Below are 14,988 nucleotides of genomic sequence, written 5' to 3'. Positions count from 1 at the left end.
CGCTGCGGCTGCCGCCTCCGCCGACCAGGGCACCGACGCCGCCGCTGCGGACACCCAGGCGACCCCCGCCTCCGCGCCGGCCGCCTCCACCTCGTCCGTCGTGGCCATCGCCATGCAGTACATCGGCTCGCCCTACGTGTGGGGCGCCTCCGGCCCGAGCGCCTTCGACTGCTCCGGCTTCACCTCCTACGTCTACGCCCAGGTCGGCATCAGCCTGCCCCGTACCTCCGGCGCCCAGGCCGGAGCCGGCACCCAGGTGTCCGCTTCCGAGGCTCAGCCCGGCGACCTGGTCACCTGGCCCGGCCACGTCGGCATCTACGCCGGTAACGGCATGGTCATCGATGCCGGTGACGAGTCCACCGGTGTGGTCTACCGCGAGCTGTGGGGCTCCCCCAGCTTCGTCCGCGTCGGCTGATCGCAGACGTCACTCTTCTTTCCCGTGAGGGGCGAGCGCCGTGAGGTGCTCGCCCCTCACGGCGCTCTGCCGGGTGGTCGGACGGCGGTCAGCGCGGTGTCCAGGTGGGGAAAACTGACACAACCTCGCCATGTGGTGGTCCCCACACCCCTTTTCGGGGCAGAATGTTCCTTGGGTCGCAGACCGTATCTCGAGAAAGGGCAGATCCCATGACTGATGACAACGTCGTCCTCGTCGGAGTCGATGGTTCACCCGAGTCCCTGGCCGCAGTGGACTGGGCTGTTGCGCGTGCCGAGCGCCAGGGCTGGCGCGTCCACATCCTGTGCGCCTACTCCCTGCCCTCCTTCACCACGGCGTCCCTTGACGGCGGCTACGCAGCACTCGACGACTCCGCCGTCAGGTCCGGCGCCCAGGCCGTCATTGACGAGGCCGTCGAACGTGTCAAGAAGTCCGGCGTGGCGGTCACCTCCTCGCTGGAGACCGGGGACCCGGCCGGCGTGCTCGTCGACCTCTCCGAGGAGGCGACGCTGACTGTCGTCGGCACTCGCGGGGGCGGTGGTTTCACAGACCGCCTCCTGGGGACGGTTTCCTCCGCCCTGCCCGCTCACAGCCACTGCCCGGCCGTCGTCGTGCCCCAGCGCACCGAGGGCGCCGACTACACGCCGGTGCGGCGCATCGTCGTCGGCGTGGACGGCTCCTCCTCGGCCCGCAAGGCCCTCACGTGGGCCGTGACCGAGGCGGAGGCGTGGGATGCCGAGCTCACCGCCATCGCCGCCGTGCCGATGGCCTCCGGTGCCGGTGCGCTCGCCTGGCTGCCGGCCGCCGTCGACCGCGAGCAGGTCCTCGCCGACGTCCGCTCCGGCCTGGACCGTGCCATCAACGAGGCTCTTGAGGGCCACGAGGGGGTCACCGTGCGCCGGCACGCCCTGGACGGCAACCCGGCCGAGCTCCTGGCGGAGTTCTCCACCGCCGTGGACCTCGTCGTCGTCGGCTCGCGTGGCCGCGGCGGCTTCTCCGGGCTGCTGCTGGGCTCCACCAGTCAGGCCGTCCTGTCCCACGCCTCGTGCCCGGTCCTGGTGGCGCCCTCGCACCATGCCAAGGGTGAGCGGCGCACCTCGCGCACCTCCACCCCGTGGGGTCGCGCCTGAGGGTCGTTCTGCCGCGGCGGGCCGGTGCCTGCTCGCCGCGGCGCCACCCCGGGGCCCGACTGGTCATGGGCGGACCGATTCACTGGTAGTCTTCCGCGCAGGCCCTCGTAGCTCAGGGGATAGAGCACCGCTCTCCTAAAGCGGGTGTCGTTGGTTCGAATCCAATCGAGGGCGCGGACGCCGGCCGCTCCCCGTCGGCGCCGGGCAGTTCCGGTCGACGTCGGGCGAGTGCCGCTAGACCTTGGTCGGGGGTGCACGCAGGGGGACGGCAGACGCTTGCCGGAGTTGTGGCGGTCGCCGGTCCACCGGCGAGCCACGCCCCGGTGCGTCTCCACGCCCAAGGGCCGATCGGCCTATATCTTGAGCGTATGACGCCTTCGTTCTTCTCCTTCGGCCGCAAGCGGCGCGATGCTGCCCTCCGGGAGGATGAGCGCAAGGGTGCCGGAGCCTCGGTCGGATCGGAACAGACCGCGAGCCGACGGCGTTTCGCCGCAGACCTGGGGGCACTGGCCGCAGCGCCGAGCAAGCCTGAGCCCGCCCCCGAACCGGCGCCTCCCGCCCCCGTGCGCCCCGCACCCGCACCGCCCCTGAGCGAGGCGGACGTCGAGCGGCGCGAGCGCATCGACAGGGCCCTGTCCACCTGGCGCAGCCAGCTCGTGGACCTGGGAGGCGTGGCCAGCCTGGATGACATCACCCTGCTCGACGGCGTCGTCGACCTCACCGCCGCGCACCCCTCGGGCCTGGCCCAGCTCTACGCCGGCCGCCCCACCCACCTGTCCAGCATCGTGCGCGAGCGCAACGCCCTGGGCGAGGCCCGCCAGTCCCTGCGGGAGGTCTCCGCCCGCACCGACGTCCTCGCCCGCCAGTTCGGCGTCGCGCCGGTCTACCTGGCCATCGGGGTGGCCACCTGGAACGAGACGGTCCCCGAGGACGGTGAGGAGGACGTGGCCAACCCGGCCGACGGCGCATCGCCGGAGGCGGACCTGACCGCCCAGATCCCGCACGTCGAGCGCATCGCCGCCGAGCACGCCGCCCGCAACGCGCTGGCCGCCGCCGGCCTGACCGTCCCGGAGGTCCCGTCCGGCCCGCGCGTGCGCACCGTCAACGCCCCCGTCCTGCTGCGCCCCGTGCGCCTGACCAGCGCCACCGCGGACGCCACCCTCACCCTCGACCCCACGATCGAGGTCAACCCGGTCCTCACCCGCGCCCTGCGGCGCTACCAGTGCACCACCGACATCGGAGACATCGCCCGCGCCGCCCTGTCCTCAGCGGGTTTCACGCCGCGATCGGCCCTGGCCCGCATCGGCGCCCTGGGGCGCCAGTACCTGCCCGGCTTCGAGATCCACGAGCGCCTCGTCGTCGGCGCCTTCGTCCACCCCGGCCAGGCTCTGGTGGAGGACTTCGACGCCGTCCTGGAGCGCTCGCGCACCTCCGCCCTGGTCGCGGCCATCGCCGGGGACGAGGGGGCCCGTGAGGCCCTCAGCGTCGAGCTGCCCCCGGCTGTCCCCACCGACCGGGTCCCTGGTGCCGAGCGCGGCGTGGGCGACCTGGAGCCCTCCCAGCTCGACGTCATCGAGGCCGTGGGCACCGGGGCGAGCTTCCTCATCGACGCGCCTCCCGGCTCCGACGTCGCCGGTGCCCTGGCGGCCGTCTTCGCCGACGCCGCCGCCTCCGGACGCACCGTGCTGCACGTGCCCGCCACCAGCGCCGACGGGCACGCCGTCGCGGCCGCCCTGCGCGAGGAGGGCCTGGGATCCATGGTCCTGGACCTCACCGAGGACGCCGCCTGGCGTCAGCACGCCTCCGAGGGCATCCGCGAGAGCCTGGGCGTCCAGCCGCCCCAGCTCGACGTCTCCGAGATCATCTCCCTGCGCGACCGCCTCACCACGGTCCGCTCCCGCCTGGACCGCTATGTGCGGGCCCTGCACCGGCCCCGCGAGCCCTGGTCGGTCTCCGCCTACGAGGCCCTCCAGAAGCTCGCCGAGCTCACCAGTCGCCGTGACCGCGCCACCACCCGGGCCCGCATCGACGCCGAGCACCTGGGCCGCCTCGACGAGGACGGCAGGGAGCGGGCCCTGGCGCTTCTGCACCGCGGGCACACCCTGGGCCTGTTCACCCCCGAGGTCTCCTCCAGCGCCTGGAACGGGATCCCGGTGGAGGACATGGATGAGGCCACCGACGCGCTCATCCACCTGCGGGCTTTGGCCAACGACCTGCTGCCCACCATCCAGGAGCACACGGCCACGGTCTCGCGCGCCACCGGCCTGAGCCGGGCCCGCAACCTCGGCCAGTGGATCGAGCAGCTCGACATGTTCGACGGCGTGCGCGAGTCCCTGGACGTCTTCCTGCCCGAGGTCTTCGAGCGCTCCGCCGCCGACATGGTCATCGCCACCGCCTCCAAGCGCTGGCGCGACGAGCGGGGCATCCACATGGACGGCTCGCGGCGCCGGCGATTCACGCGCCAGGCCAATGACCTCGTGCGGCCGGGCCGCGTCGTCGACGACCTGCACGACGAGCTGGTCAAGGTCCAGCGCCGCCGCGAGGTCTGGCGCCGCCACGACCCCGACGGCGGCTGGCCCCGTCTGCCCCAGGGCCTGGACGAGATGCGGCGCTCCGCCGGCCGGGCGCGCGGCGCGGTCTCCGAGGTCCAGCCGTTGCTGGGACGCGCCCAGGACTCTCCGGTCCTCATGGAGATGCCTCTGGAGGACCTCCTGGAGCTCGCCCGGTCCCTGGCTGCCGACGACCTCACCGCCCAGAGGCTCCCCGAGGTCAACCGCATCCGTACCGACCTCGAGGCCATGGGGCTGAGCGACTTCGTGGCGGACATGGCCGCCCGGAGCATCGCGGATGAGCAGCTCGAGCCCGAGCTCACCTACTGCTGGTGGTCCTCCCTGCTGGCCCAGACCCTCGCCGCCGACCCCGACCTCGGCGGCCTCGACGCTCGTGCCCTGTCCCAGATGGCCGTCTCGCTGCGAGAGCTCGACGCCGCCCACACCCGCTCCCTGTCCGGCCCCGTGGCCCAGGCCTGCGCCCGTCGGGTACGCGCCGCCGTCGAGCAGGACAAGGCCGACGCCCGCGCCCTGTACATCTCGCTGGCCCGTGAGGACGGCGTGCCCCTGCGCGAGATCATCGACGCCCACCCCATGGCCCTGCTGGCCCGGCCGATCTGGATCGTTCCGCCGACGCTCGTTCCCCAGATCTTCTCGCCCACCGCGGTGGTGGACCTGGCCGTCCTGGACGCCTCCACGCCCATGCCGGTCCCGCAGGTGCTGCCCGCCTTCGTGCGCGCCGAGCAGGTGCTCGTCGTCGGAGACTCCCGGCGCGCGACGACGGGCCTGGCCGCCGAGCTCGGCCCGCTCCTGCCGGCCCGTACCCTGCCGACGGCACGCAACAGCCTCGACGCCGGTATCGCCTCGTTCCTGGCGGCCAACGGCTACGAGGGGGTTGTCGAGGCCGTGCCCTCCCCGCCGGGGGAGGCCTACCTGTCCCTGGAGCTCGTGGACGGACGGGGGATGCCGGCCCCCGGGCAGACAGCGGTCGAGACCGTGGAGGCCGAGGTCTCCCGCGTCGTCGACATGGTCATCGACCGGGCTCTGACCCGGCCCGATGAGTCCCTGGGTGTCATCGCCCTCAACCGCCTGCACGCCGACGCCCTGCGCTCGGCCATCACCCGGGCGGCTGCCGGTGCCCCGGCCCTCGAGGAGTTCTTCGCCCCCGGCGCCGCCGAGCCCTTCACGGTCGTCGAGCTGGCCGAGGCCCGCGCCCTGCGGCGCGACCACATCATCATCTCGGTGGGCTACGCCAAGACCCCGCACGGGCGCACCATCCACAACTTCGGACCCGTCTCCGACCACAGCGGCATGGTGGGACTCGTCGAGGCCCTGTGCGCCTCCCGAGGCAGCACCCAGGTGGTCTCCTGCCTGGCCGCCGGCGACATCGACCGCGACCGCCTGCGCGCCCCCGGTGCACGCCTGCTGCGGGAGGTCCTGGCCCGCGCCGAGGACGCCTCCCAGACCGGCAACTCAGCGGGCAAGGTCCCTGACAGGCTCCTGGTGGACCTGGCCGAGCACCTGTGGCGCAAGGGCCTGTCCGTCGTTCCCCGCTACGGGACCGACGGCGGGGTGCGAATCCCGCTGGCCATCGGCCACCCCGACTACCCCGATGAGCTGCTCGTGGCGGTCCTGACCGACGACGTCGACTACATCTCCGAGCCCAGCCTGCGTCGGCGTGACCGGCACCGCGTCGAGCGCCTTGAGAGGCGCGGCTGGCACGTCCACATGGCCTTCTCCGCCGGAGTCTTCGTGGACCCGGAGGCCGAGGCCAAGGCCGTTGAGGAGCTCGTCCTTGCCGTCCTCGTGGAGCGCCAGGGCAACGCGGCCCCGCCCATGGAGGCGGTACCCGACCGCGTCGACGACTCGGCGCGCGCCGTCCCCGAGACGCCCGAGCCCGAGTCCGGCGAGGCCCATGAGCGCACCGAGCGCCCCCGTATCGCCCAAGGGCTGCCGCTGCAGGCCTACTCCGATGACCAGCTCGACGACCTCATGGCCTGGATCCGCTCCGACGGCGTGGGCCGCTCCGAGGCCCGGGAGGTCGAGGAGCTGAGGTCCGCCCTGGCACTGCGCCGCCGCGGCTCGGGGATCGATGCCGTCCTGGCCAACGCCGTGCGGCGCACACGCTGAGCCGTCTGAGCGATCCTGAGCAGCACAGTGCGTGACAGCGGCGCCGTGAGTGACGCGGCAATGGCAGGTGATTCGGACCGTTCCCGGGGGCCAGACGCGGAGCCTGCGTCATCCGCTGCTGTCACGCCCGAGCGTGGGAGCACACGGCGCCGTCGTCGGGTGGTGGCCCTGTCCGCCCGGGACCAGGAGCGTGTGGCCCGTGGTGACAACCCCGAGGACCTGGCCCGGGCCGACTATGAGCATGACGCCCTCAGCGGCCAAGGGGGCGGGCTCGATGCGCCCGAGACCGGTGCTGCCGGTTCCAATGACTCTCGCCTCAAACGTGATGTCCCTCCGCACTGGGGCTGAGCGCGGAGGTATCGAGTAGCCGCGCGTCGAAATGCCGGGAAGGAGCTTCTGACGTCGATCGATGGAAATGCGGAGGTCCCCACCGATCATGAGGATCGGCGGGGACCTGACGCGATATTAGATCGATGCGGGACTCACTGCCTGGCGGCGTTGGCGGAGAGCAGGTCGCGGATCTCGGTGAGGAGCTCGACGTCGGTGACCTCCTTGGCCTCCTCCTCGGCCTTCTGCTTTGCCATGCGCTCCTTGATCGTGTTCATCGGCATGACAATGGCGAAGTAGACGGCGACGGCAATCAGGAAGAAGTTGATCACTGTGATGACGATCGTGCCGGGCATCACGTAGCCGTCAGGGTTGGCGGCAAGCTCCTGAGCAGTGGCCACGTGGAAGGTGTAGCTGCCGTTCTGGTAGAGGGAGAATGCTCCCAGGGAGTCGAAGTTGGGCTGGCCGATGAGCTGCCCGATGATGGTCATGATGACCTTCGTGATGGCATCGACGATCGGCTTGAAGGCAGCACCGATGATGACGGCGACGGCGAGCTCGAGGGCGTTGCCCTGCGCGATGAACTCCTTGAATCCCTTGATCATGGCGATCCTTTCTAGCGGCGCAGGCAGACGTCTGCCGGGGGTGCGCCATCGGGGACTGAAAGTGGTAGCGTCTTATCATCCGTGTAAGACGCCGCAGCGGCATTACGGGCTCAGCGCAATGCCGAGCGTGCTATTCGTAGCCGCGCCAACTACCAGAATAGCGCTACCCGCAGGAATAGCCAGTGTGATAAGTGTTACTTTCTTGTTTCCTGTCCAGCGACTTCCTTCTCCTGCCTGTTGAATCATGACGACTCGGGCTCCGGAACAGAGCACCGTGCTGCGTGTTCCGAATGGTCCGATCGACATTCCTTGGGAATTGCTTTGAGAAGACTTCTGAAATCCTGGTGATTTCTGGTCGGGTGATGACAAGGGCGTGCTGGGAGTGGAAGAGGACTCCATTGTCGGGATGTTTTTCGGAATGTCCTGATCGGCGGGCTCCTTGCTCTGCGCGTCGGATTCCTTCGCCGCTGCGCCGTCCGAGGACTCGTCCTGCGTCTGCGGTGTCCAGCCCTCCGGGGCCTGCCCGATGACGTCAACCCGTGTCCCGGGGTGGGCGAGCTCGGCACCGACGTCGACCGGCACCTGGACCAGCCGCTCGTCGGGGCCCAGCTGCTCAGCCTCGTGACCGCTGGTCATCGAGGAGGTGAGAACGGTGCCCGGCTCCAGGGTGATGGCGGCCCGGGTTCCCACCACCTGCTCCGAGGAGGCCAGGCCGGACTGGGGGAGCGACGATGCTGGAAGCCTGCTTGTCGTGACGTCCTGCTCGGTGATGAGCGTCCCGGCGCTGACCTGGCGAGCGGCGACGAGCACCTGCCGCCCCTGTTCGGGGCCTGGGCGCAGCACGCTGAGGGCCACCAGGACCGCAGTTCCCAGGCAGACCGCCACCACCAGGTGGCGATGCCGCCACAGCAGGAGAGAGGGGCGCCGCACGGCCCGTCGGCTGTTGCTGGACGAGTGAGGCTGAGGCGGCGATGAGCACGGCGACTCGGGGGACGAGTGCGCGGGATCCCTGTGGGACTCACTGCGCGGCGAACGACGGGACAGACGGTGGTGAAGGCTCATGCGACCAGGGTCGAGCCTCTGCCGCGGCTCGGCATGCCACGGTCCCCGGCTCTGTGGACAGGAGTTGCACAAGCGGGTCTGTGGCCCCCGGGCGCGGCCCTGTGCCCGTCTCTGAGGGCCGGGGACTCTCAGGGCTCAGGGGATCTGGTCTGCGCCGGCGAGCCTGTGGCCAGTAGGAACCACTCCTGGGCCGTGATGACGGCGTCCACGGGCTCGTCGTGCTCCTCCACGGGCAGCGGTCCGGTCACCAGCTCCTCGGGATGGATGATGGCGAAGGTATGGGTGCCCGAGGCCCGCAGCGGCAGCATCCGGTCATACCATCCGCCGCCCTGCCCCAGACGGCGCCCGTCGCAGTCCACGGCGAGCGCCGGAATGAGGAGGGCGTCGACGTGACGCACCGCCTCGGCCGGCAGCGTGGGGCCGCTGGGCTCCGGAGGGCGCCTGGGCGCCCGTTCCGCCAGGTCCTCACTTCCTTGGAACAGACCCCAGCAGCGCGCCAGGTGCGGTCCGAGCACCGGCAGCAGCACCTTGACACCGGTCTCGTGGAGTCGCTCCAGCAGCAGCCGGGTGCAGGGCTCCGCCCCCACCGACACGAAGGTCGCCACGTTCGCCGCGCCGGCCACCGCCTCCAGTGCGTGCTCGGTCAGGGCCTCGCAGGCCGCCGTGTGCCCCGACGAGGGGTGCTGGTGATGAGCGCGACGGTGCGAGCGCAGTACCTTGCGCAGCTCCTCCTTGGCGTCGTCGACCTCGAGTCGGCTCGTATCGGGAAGGTCCAGCGCGCCGGTCGTCATAGACCCATCCTCGCAGGTGATGGCGCCCTGTGTCTGAACCGTTCGTCCCGGCGGGGCACAACGCGTGTCGCTAACCTGACGGTAGCCTGAGCGCCATGAGAACAGTGGCCGAACATCTGGCCGCCTGCCTGGAGATCGCCCGGGCGGCAGCACCCCTCGACGTCGTCCTCCCCGACGCCGTCGGATGCGTCCTGGCCCAGGACGTCGTCGCCGGAATCGACCTGCCCGCCGTGGACCTGGCCGGCCAGGACGGCTACGCCGTCATCGCCGGGGACGTCGCCGAGGCCGCCGACAGCAGCCCGATCGTGCTCGACGTCGTCGACGCGGTGCGCGCCGGTGACATGCGCCCCTGCCACCTCGTGCCCGGGGCCGCCGTCCTCATCGACTCCGGCGCCCCCATGCCGCTGGGGGCCGACGCCGTCATCCCCTGGGCCGACACCGACCGTGGCGAGGCCCGCGTCAGCATCCACCGAGCCGTCGCGCCCGGAGACAATGTGCGTCGTCGCGCCGAGGACGTGAGGTCCGGGACCACTGTCCTCAAGCGGGGCTCGAGGGTCAGCGCCCGCCAGGTCGCCCTCCTGGCCGGGCTCGGGCTGCACCGGGTGCGGGTGCACCCCGCTCCGCGCGTCGTCGTGGTCTCCATCGGGGACGAGCTGGTCGAGCCCGGTCAGTCCCGCGAGGCCGGGGACGTCTTCGACGCCAACGGCCACGCTCTGGCCTGTGCGGTCACCGACGCCGGTGGCCAGGCCTTCCGGGTGGCCGCCGTCCCCGACGAGCTGCGCGCCCTGGCCGACACCATCGAGGACCAGCTCGTGCGCGCCGACGTCCTCATCACCACCGGGGGCCTGAGCGTCGGCCAGGGGGACACGGTCAAGGAGGTCCTCGCCCCCCTGGGGTCCGTGCGATTCGATGCCGTTGCCATGTCCCCGGGCCGCCAGCTCGGTGTGGGCACGGTCGAGGGCACCCCGATCTTCTGCCTGCCCGGCGACCCGGTCAGCGCCCAGGTCGCCTTCGAGACCTTCGTTCGCCCGGTCCTGCGCCAGATCGCCGGACGCGCCTCCCTGCACCGATCCAGTCTGCCGGCCACCATCTCCGAGGGCTGGCACTCCCCGTCCGGCAAGCGCGAGTTCGTCCCCGTGCACGTCAGCGGCTCGCCCGCCCGTGGCTACCGCGCCGAGCCGACGACGCCGCCGGGCACCGTCCGGCTGCACGGCCTGTCCGAGGCCAACGCCATCGCCGTCGTGCCCGAGGACACGAGCACCGTGGTGGCCGGCGACACCCTCCACTGCCTGCTGCTGGACGCCTGATGGCTGACGACGGCGCGGCGCAGCCGTCCCCGGCCTCGACGGCGCCCGCCGGTCCCTGCAACGGGCGGCTGCGTCGGGCGGCCGCTGGACTGCTCCTCGGAGGGGGATCGTCTGCACGCTTCACCTGGCCAGTGCGCCTGGAGCCCGAACCAGTGCGAGGAGAGCCGGCGCGTAGAGGCTCGGTGAGTCCAGCGGCTCGCCCTTCCGTCGTCGTGCGCGAGCTGAGGGCCGACGACGAGGATGCCTGGAGGGCGCTACGACAGGCGGAGAATGACCGGCTCGCCCCCTGGGAGGCCACCTTGCCGGTCGGCGGGGGAGAGGTTCTCAGCGCCTTCCCCGTCTTCGTGCGCCGTCAGGCCCGCCGGGCCCGGCTGGGGGAGGCGATGCCGTTCGTCGTCGAGGTCGACGGTGCCCTCGCGGGTCAGGTCGCCGTCGACCCGATCACCTGGGGTGCCACCCGCAGCGCCCAGGTGGGCTACTGGATCGGGAGCACCTGGCAGGGGCGCGGAATCATGCGTCTGTCGGTGGCCCTGGTTCTCGATCACCTCCTGGGGCCTGTTGGGTTGCACCGTGTGGAGATCAACGTGCGTCCCGAGAACGAGCGGAGCCTGGCTCTGTGTCGCGGGCTCGGGCTGCGCGAGGAGGGGCTGCGGCGCGGTTACATGCACATCAACGGGTCCTGGGCCGACCACGTCTCCTTCGCCGCCCTGGCCGAGGAGGTCCACGGACCCGACGGCACCGGCTTCCAGGAGCGCCTCACTCGCGGGTCGTAGTTCTTCACGGCCTGTGTGGGGTCGGGGATGTCGGCCGAGTGTGCTCACGGAGTGGTTGAGGGTGCGTCAGTGGTGCTGTCGGACAGATGGTCGAGACGGGGGATCGGTACGGAAGAAACGTATGTGACTGGTGTGGCGACAGGGATGTGCCGCTGACAGTGTGACATCTTGAATCCCAGGTATTTCGCAGGAAAACCGGAGTGTTCCTGCGCGGGGACGGGGGTGCTCACGCCTACGGTTGCAGTGTGGGAATCGAGATCTGGGCAGTCATCGCCCTCATCACGGTTCTCTCCGTGTACCTCCTTCCGTATTTGGTGGGGCGCCGTGAGATGGCGCGGCGCTCCAATGTCCAGGACCGCTACTCGGCCGAGCTGCGCGTCCTGGCCACGGGTGCGGCCGCCGTCGAGCGTGACGACACCTGTGCGAGCAGTGGGCATGCGGAGCTCTTTCGACGTCGACCGGAGGTGAGGGTGATGAACAGGCCCGCCGTGAGGAATGTGCGTGCCCTGCGCACCGAGCGCGAGCTCGACCATGCCCGTCAGGTTCACGCCCAGGGGCGCGAGCGTCGTCGGGTAGCCGCCTCGCACCGCGGGATCGTCGCCGGCGTCCTGCTCGGAGTTTCGCTCGGCGCCTGGGTGCTGGGTCTTGTGACGGCCCTGCCGTGGTGGCCTGCCCTGCTGCCCACGGCGCTGCTCGGGGCCTCGATGGTGGCCGGACGTCGGGCCGCCCTGGCCTCCACCGCGGCCGACCACCGTGAGCGCCGCCGTATCGCCGAGCTCGAGCAGACCCTGGTGACCCTGACCGGTCGACGCTCCCCGGCCTCGGTCGTGGCCGCGCCCCGCTCCGTCGTCGACGGCACACGCAGCGCCTCCAGTGGTGCCGGTAGCGTCAGCGCCGCCTCGCCGGCCGCACCGGTCAGCGAGTCCAGCGCGACGCAGAACTCCTTCATGGAGCGACTCGCTCGGGAGAGCACCCAGCAGCGGGCCGCCCGCCCGACGACGTCGGTTCAGGAGACTGCAGATGCCGCCTCCGCCGGCTCCGCTACGGATGCCGCCCCGGTGGCTCCCGCCGTCACTCCGGTCGCCGAGAGGGCTGAGGCGACTGAGGCTGCCGAGGCTCAGCGCTCCCACACTGCTGGTTCCGAGGCTGACCGCCTCGCCGAGCTCGACGCCGATCTGGATGCCGAGACCGCCGCGGCCGTGGCTGCCGAGCGCGAGGCCACCCGGCGAGCCTCGTTGTACATGCCCTCCCGACACGCCGGCAAGGTCTCCCGAGACGTGCGTGACGCGGTCTCGCGCGACGGTGATGAGGCGAGCTCGCCGAGCACTAAGGACTTCGTCACCTCCTTGTCGACGCAGTCCCCCCGCCGCCTGACCGGCTGGGGCAAACTCTTCGCTGAGGCGAGCGCCATTGAGCAGGAGGCGCAGGCTCAGGAGGCCGCGACGTCGGTCCCCGAGGCTCCCGCATGTCCCCAGCAGACTGCTGCCCCGGTCTCCTCCCCAGCCGCCTCTGAATCGGTTCGTCCGGCTGCGCGCCCGCAGGCCCCCGTGGCCACAGCGCCCGCTGAGGCGGAGGAGACGGCCAAGGAGGAGGCAACGACGTCGACCCCGCCCCAGGGCTGGCGTCCGGTCCATGTGCCCGCACCGACCTACACGTTGGCGGCCCGGGCGCCCCGGCGCTCCTACGCCGACCCGGTGGTCGATCCGGGTACCTCGGCGCCGGTGCCCGCGCGCCCGCAGACGGCCCGTTCCTATATTCCCGCTCCGGTGGAGGACGATGAGGAGGAGCTCTTCCACCCCATCGACCTCGACGCCATCCTCGAGGGGCGTCGCGCGGCCGGAGAGTAGGGCGGGCGATGATCCTCGTCTCGGTCGTAGTGCGGTTCCGGTGCGGTGGGCGGGCTCACCGCCACCGAACTTGCCAGGACGTCCGGCGACGATGCTAGGATCGGTCAGCACTTGGGGCTATGGCGCAGTTGGTAGCGCGTCTCGTTCGCAATGAGAAGGTCGGGGGTTCGAATCCCCCTAGCTCCACCACCTCAGAGGTCTGCCCCGCCAGGAAACTGGCGGGGCAGACCTTTTCCCTATCGACCTGCTCATCAACGGGTTATCGGCGTGAACGTGGCGCTTTAGGGCCTGTTATGTATGTCGTTTGAGCCAGTGGTTGATGCTGGTGACGTGGATGGTTGCCTGGTAGCGCACGGCGAGCTTGTCGTAGCGGGTGGCCAGGGCTTGGTGGTGCTTGAGGTGACTGAAGCCGCGTTCCACGGTGTTGCGGTTCTTGTGCGTTACGGCGTCGAAGGTCGGTGGGCGTCCACCGCGTGAGCCTCTGGTGCGACGGTGGACCGCCTGGTCGGCCTTGACCGGGATCGTGGCGCGGATATGGTGGGCGCGCAGCCAGGCCCGGTTGGCCGTGAGGAGCGGCCAGCACCCGCCTCGGGCGCCGGCGGGGCCGGCCCGGCCGCGGTGTGCGACGCGGATCGCCTCCGTGTTCGAGTGAGGGTTCACCTATATCGGGGGCCGTCTTGCCAGTTGGGCAGATTGAGTGCGTGATCGACGACCAACCCACGTACGGCGCACCCGATCAAGGTGACCAAATCTAGACATCTAATATATGGATAGTTAGTATCCTGATATGCAGTTGCCGAAGGGAGTGGAGTGGGCTGCGCACGCGCTGGTCGTGCTCGATGTGGCTGGAGGCCGAGTTGTTTCGAGTGCGGGCTTGGCGGGAGTGTTCGATCTGTCGCCGACCTACCTGAACAAGCACCTGCAGAAACTTGCGGCGGCGGGCATCGTTGCGTCGGTGGCCGGCGCCTCGGGCGGGTTCCGCTTGTCCCAGCCAGCCGCAAGGGTGAGCCTGGATGACGTGGTTTCTGCATTAGGTAGCGCGGCACCTTTGTTCCAGTGCAACGAGATCCGATGCCAGGGTGCATTCGTTGACCAGAAATCGCGGATCCTCGCGTCAGGTCTGTGCTCGATCAACCGAGCTATGTCCCTTGCCGAGGATGCTTGGCGTGCCTCGTTGGCTGGCACCTCTATCGCCGACCTAGCAGCCGGCCTCGACAACGCCACCCGAACCCGCATGCTCCAGGCCGCAGGTCTGGACCCCGACCCCGTTAAGGACCCCTTGTGAAGATCGCCATCATCGGCGCCACCGGTACCGCTGGCCGCGCCGCCACCCGGACCGCTCGCCAGGCTGGATATGACGTCATTACTCTGTCTCGTGCTACCGGTATAGATCTGCACACTGGTGAAGGTCTCACCAGCGCCCTAGACGGTGCCGACGTAGCCATCGATACCTCCAACCCCTTCCCGGTCAGCGCTGACGCCGACCTCGTCGCTACTTTCCGTGACGCCACGGCTCGCGTTGTTCGGGCCTGCCAGCACGCCGGCGTTGACCGACTAGTGCACTTGTCGATCTGCAACATCGACGACCCCGCCTTCGACGAATTCGACTACTACCTTGCCAAGCGCGCCCAGGAGCAGGTACTGGCCGATTGCGCACTCGAGCACGTGGTGGTGCGCTCGACGCAGTGGATGGAGTTTGCCCTCAACCCGGGCGCGGTCACCCAATCTGACGATCAGGTGCGCGTCGAGGACTGGCTTGTCCAGCCTATCGCCGTCGACGAAGTTGCCCGGGTTTTGGTCGAAGCGTCTAGCGGCTCCGCCCGTGACCGACAGATCGCTGGCCCTGAACGGATACATTTGCCTGACCTGACCCGACAGTTACTGCAGGCTAAGGGGGATTTGCGTCCTGTCGTTGTCACGGCCCCAGGTCTGCCAGCGCTCGCTCAGGGGGTGCTGCTCGCGCCGCGCGGTGCAGAGCTTCTAGGACCTGACGTTGCCAAATGGGTGAGTACCCAAGGGTCAGCAGCCTGACTG

At 70.4% G+C, this 14,988-nt stretch carries 13 protein-coding genes and 2 tRNA genes; 11 read left to right on the top strand and 4 right to left on the bottom strand.

Features of this window, described 5'->3' with window-relative positions; all coding sequences use genetic code 11:
- The 5 genes from HMPREF9056_RS03970 to HMPREF9056_RS14320 form a co-directional block, all read left to right on the top strand.
- Positions 1-415, top strand: a 415-nt coding sequence (locus HMPREF9056_RS03970; RefSeq protein ID WP_009403046.1) for a C40 family peptidase, incomplete at its 5' end; no start/stop codon positions are given.
- A gap of 209 nt (positions 416-624) precedes the next feature.
- The gene (locus HMPREF9056_RS03965) at positions 625-1,563 is read left to right on the top strand and encodes a universal stress protein (protein ID WP_009403045.1); all 939 of its coding nucleotides are present in this window, start codon (positions 625-627) and stop codon (positions 1,561-1,563) included.
- A gap of 101 nt (positions 1,564-1,664) precedes the next feature.
- Positions 1,665-1,737: transfer RNA gene (locus HMPREF9056_RS03960), tRNA-Arg, on the top strand.
- A gap of 194 nt (positions 1,738-1,931) precedes the next feature.
- Positions 1,932-6,242 carry a hypothetical protein gene (locus HMPREF9056_RS03955; protein WP_009403044.1) on the top strand — a complete coding sequence of 1,437 codons (4,311 nt, stop codon included), beginning with the start codon at positions 1,932-1,934 and terminating at the stop codon, positions 6,240-6,242.
- Positions 6,243-6,302: 60 nt separating this feature from the next.
- The gene (locus tag HMPREF9056_RS14320; protein WP_050792990.1) at positions 6,303-6,590 is read left to right on the top strand and encodes a hypothetical protein; all 288 of its coding nucleotides are present in this window, start codon (positions 6,303-6,305) and stop codon (positions 6,588-6,590) included.
- Positions 6,591-6,724: 134 nt separating this feature from the next.
- Here the strand turns inward: HMPREF9056_RS14320 and mscL are convergent, their stop codons facing one another.
- From mscL to HMPREF9056_RS03935, 3 genes are all read right to left on the bottom strand, one after another.
- Positions 6,725-7,174, bottom strand: coding sequence for a large conductance mechanosensitive channel protein MscL (mscL, locus tag HMPREF9056_RS03945; protein ID WP_009403042.1), 450 nt, complete (start codon positions 7,172-7,174; stop codon positions 6,725-6,727).
- 102 nt (positions 7,175-7,276) lie between these two features.
- Complete coding sequence (locus tag HMPREF9056_RS03940; protein WP_253269923.1) at positions 7,277-8,104, bottom strand: SAF domain-containing protein; 828 nt, start codon at positions 8,102-8,104, stop codon at positions 7,277-7,279.
- A gap of 260 nt (positions 8,105-8,364) precedes the next feature.
- The gene (locus HMPREF9056_RS03935) at positions 8,365-9,027 is read right to left on the bottom strand and encodes a 5-formyltetrahydrofolate cyclo-ligase (RefSeq protein ID WP_009403040.1); all 663 of its coding nucleotides are present in this window, start codon (positions 9,025-9,027) and stop codon (positions 8,365-8,367) included.
- A gap of 95 nt (positions 9,028-9,122) precedes the next feature.
- Here HMPREF9056_RS03935 and glp point away from each other — a divergent pair, with 95 nt between their 5' ends.
- The 4 genes from glp (at position 9,123) to HMPREF9056_RS03915 (ending at position 13,143) form a co-directional block, all read left to right on the top strand.
- Entirely contained in the window at positions 9,123-10,334 is a 1,212-nt protein-coding gene (glp, locus tag HMPREF9056_RS03930) for a gephyrin-like molybdotransferase Glp (RefSeq protein ID WP_009403039.1), read from the top strand.
- Complete coding sequence (locus HMPREF9056_RS03925) at positions 10,334-11,107, top strand: GNAT family N-acetyltransferase (RefSeq protein WP_050792989.1); 774 nt, start codon at positions 10,334-10,336, stop codon at positions 11,105-11,107. Before glp ends, HMPREF9056_RS03925 begins: the two co-directional genes overlap by 1 nt.
- A gap of 245 nt (positions 11,108-11,352) precedes the next feature.
- A complete protein-coding gene (locus HMPREF9056_RS03920) occupies positions 11,353-12,954 on the top strand; it encodes a hypothetical protein (RefSeq protein WP_253269922.1) in 1,602 nt (533 codons plus the stop codon).
- 113 nt (positions 12,955-13,067) lie between these two features.
- Positions 13,068-13,143, top strand: a tRNA-Ala gene (locus HMPREF9056_RS03915).
- 102 nt (positions 13,144-13,245) lie between these two features.
- Here HMPREF9056_RS03915 and HMPREF9056_RS03910 read toward each other — a convergent pair.
- Positions 13,246-13,614 (bottom strand): transposase, encoded by a 369-nt coding sequence (locus HMPREF9056_RS03910; RefSeq protein WP_009403035.1) that lies wholly within the window; start codon positions 13,612-13,614, stop codon positions 13,246-13,248.
- A gap of 127 nt (positions 13,615-13,741) precedes the next feature.
- Here HMPREF9056_RS03910 and HMPREF9056_RS03905 point away from each other — a divergent pair, with 127 nt between their 5' ends.
- Entirely contained in the window at positions 13,742-14,239 is a 498-nt protein-coding gene (locus HMPREF9056_RS03905; RefSeq protein ID WP_009403034.1) for an Rrf2 family transcriptional regulator, read from the top strand.
- Positions 14,236-14,985 (top strand): SDR family oxidoreductase, encoded by a 750-nt coding sequence (locus HMPREF9056_RS03900; protein ID WP_009403033.1) that lies wholly within the window; start codon positions 14,236-14,238, stop codon positions 14,983-14,985. The genes HMPREF9056_RS03905 and HMPREF9056_RS03900 overlap by 4 nt, the downstream gene beginning before the upstream one ends.
- The last annotated feature ends 3 nt before the right edge of the window (positions 14,986-14,988 follow it).

This window comes from Actinomyces sp. oral taxon 170 str. F0386, from assembly GCF_000195595.1.
Classification (GTDB): Bacteria; Actinomycetota; Actinomycetes; order Actinomycetales; family Actinomycetaceae; genus Actinomyces.
Note: the sequence above shows the minus strand (reverse complement) of the source record. Positions and strands in the feature narration are given on the sequence as shown.

Excerpts from the sequence above, each read along its gene's own strand:
- HMPREF9056_RS03965 (WP_009403045.1), top strand. The coding sequence starts at position 625 with ATGACTGATGACAACGTCGTCCTCGTCGGAGTCGATGGTTCACCCGAG.
- HMPREF9056_RS03935 (WP_009403040.1), bottom strand. The coding sequence starts at position 9,027 with ATGACGACCGGCGCGCTGGACCTTCCCGATACGAGCCGACTCGAGGTC.
- HMPREF9056_RS03955 (WP_009403044.1), top strand. The coding sequence starts at position 1,932 with ATGACGCCTTCGTTCTTCTCCTTCGGCCGCAAGCGGCGCGATGCTGCC.
- HMPREF9056_RS14320 (WP_050792990.1), top strand. The coding sequence starts at position 6,303 with ATGGCAGGTGATTCGGACCGTTCCCGGGGGCCAGACGCGGAGCCTGCG.
- mscL (WP_009403042.1), bottom strand. The coding sequence starts at position 7,174 with ATGATCAAGGGATTCAAGGAGTTCATCGCGCAGGGCAACGCCCTCGAG.
- glp (WP_009403039.1), top strand. The coding sequence starts at position 9,123 with ATGAGAACAGTGGCCGAACATCTGGCCGCCTGCCTGGAGATCGCCCGG.
- HMPREF9056_RS03925 (WP_050792989.1), top strand. The coding sequence starts at position 10,334 with ATGGCTGACGACGGCGCGGCGCAGCCGTCCCCGGCCTCGACGGCGCCC.
- HMPREF9056_RS03905 (WP_009403034.1), top strand. The coding sequence starts at position 13,742 with ATGCAGTTGCCGAAGGGAGTGGAGTGGGCTGCGCACGCGCTGGTCGTG.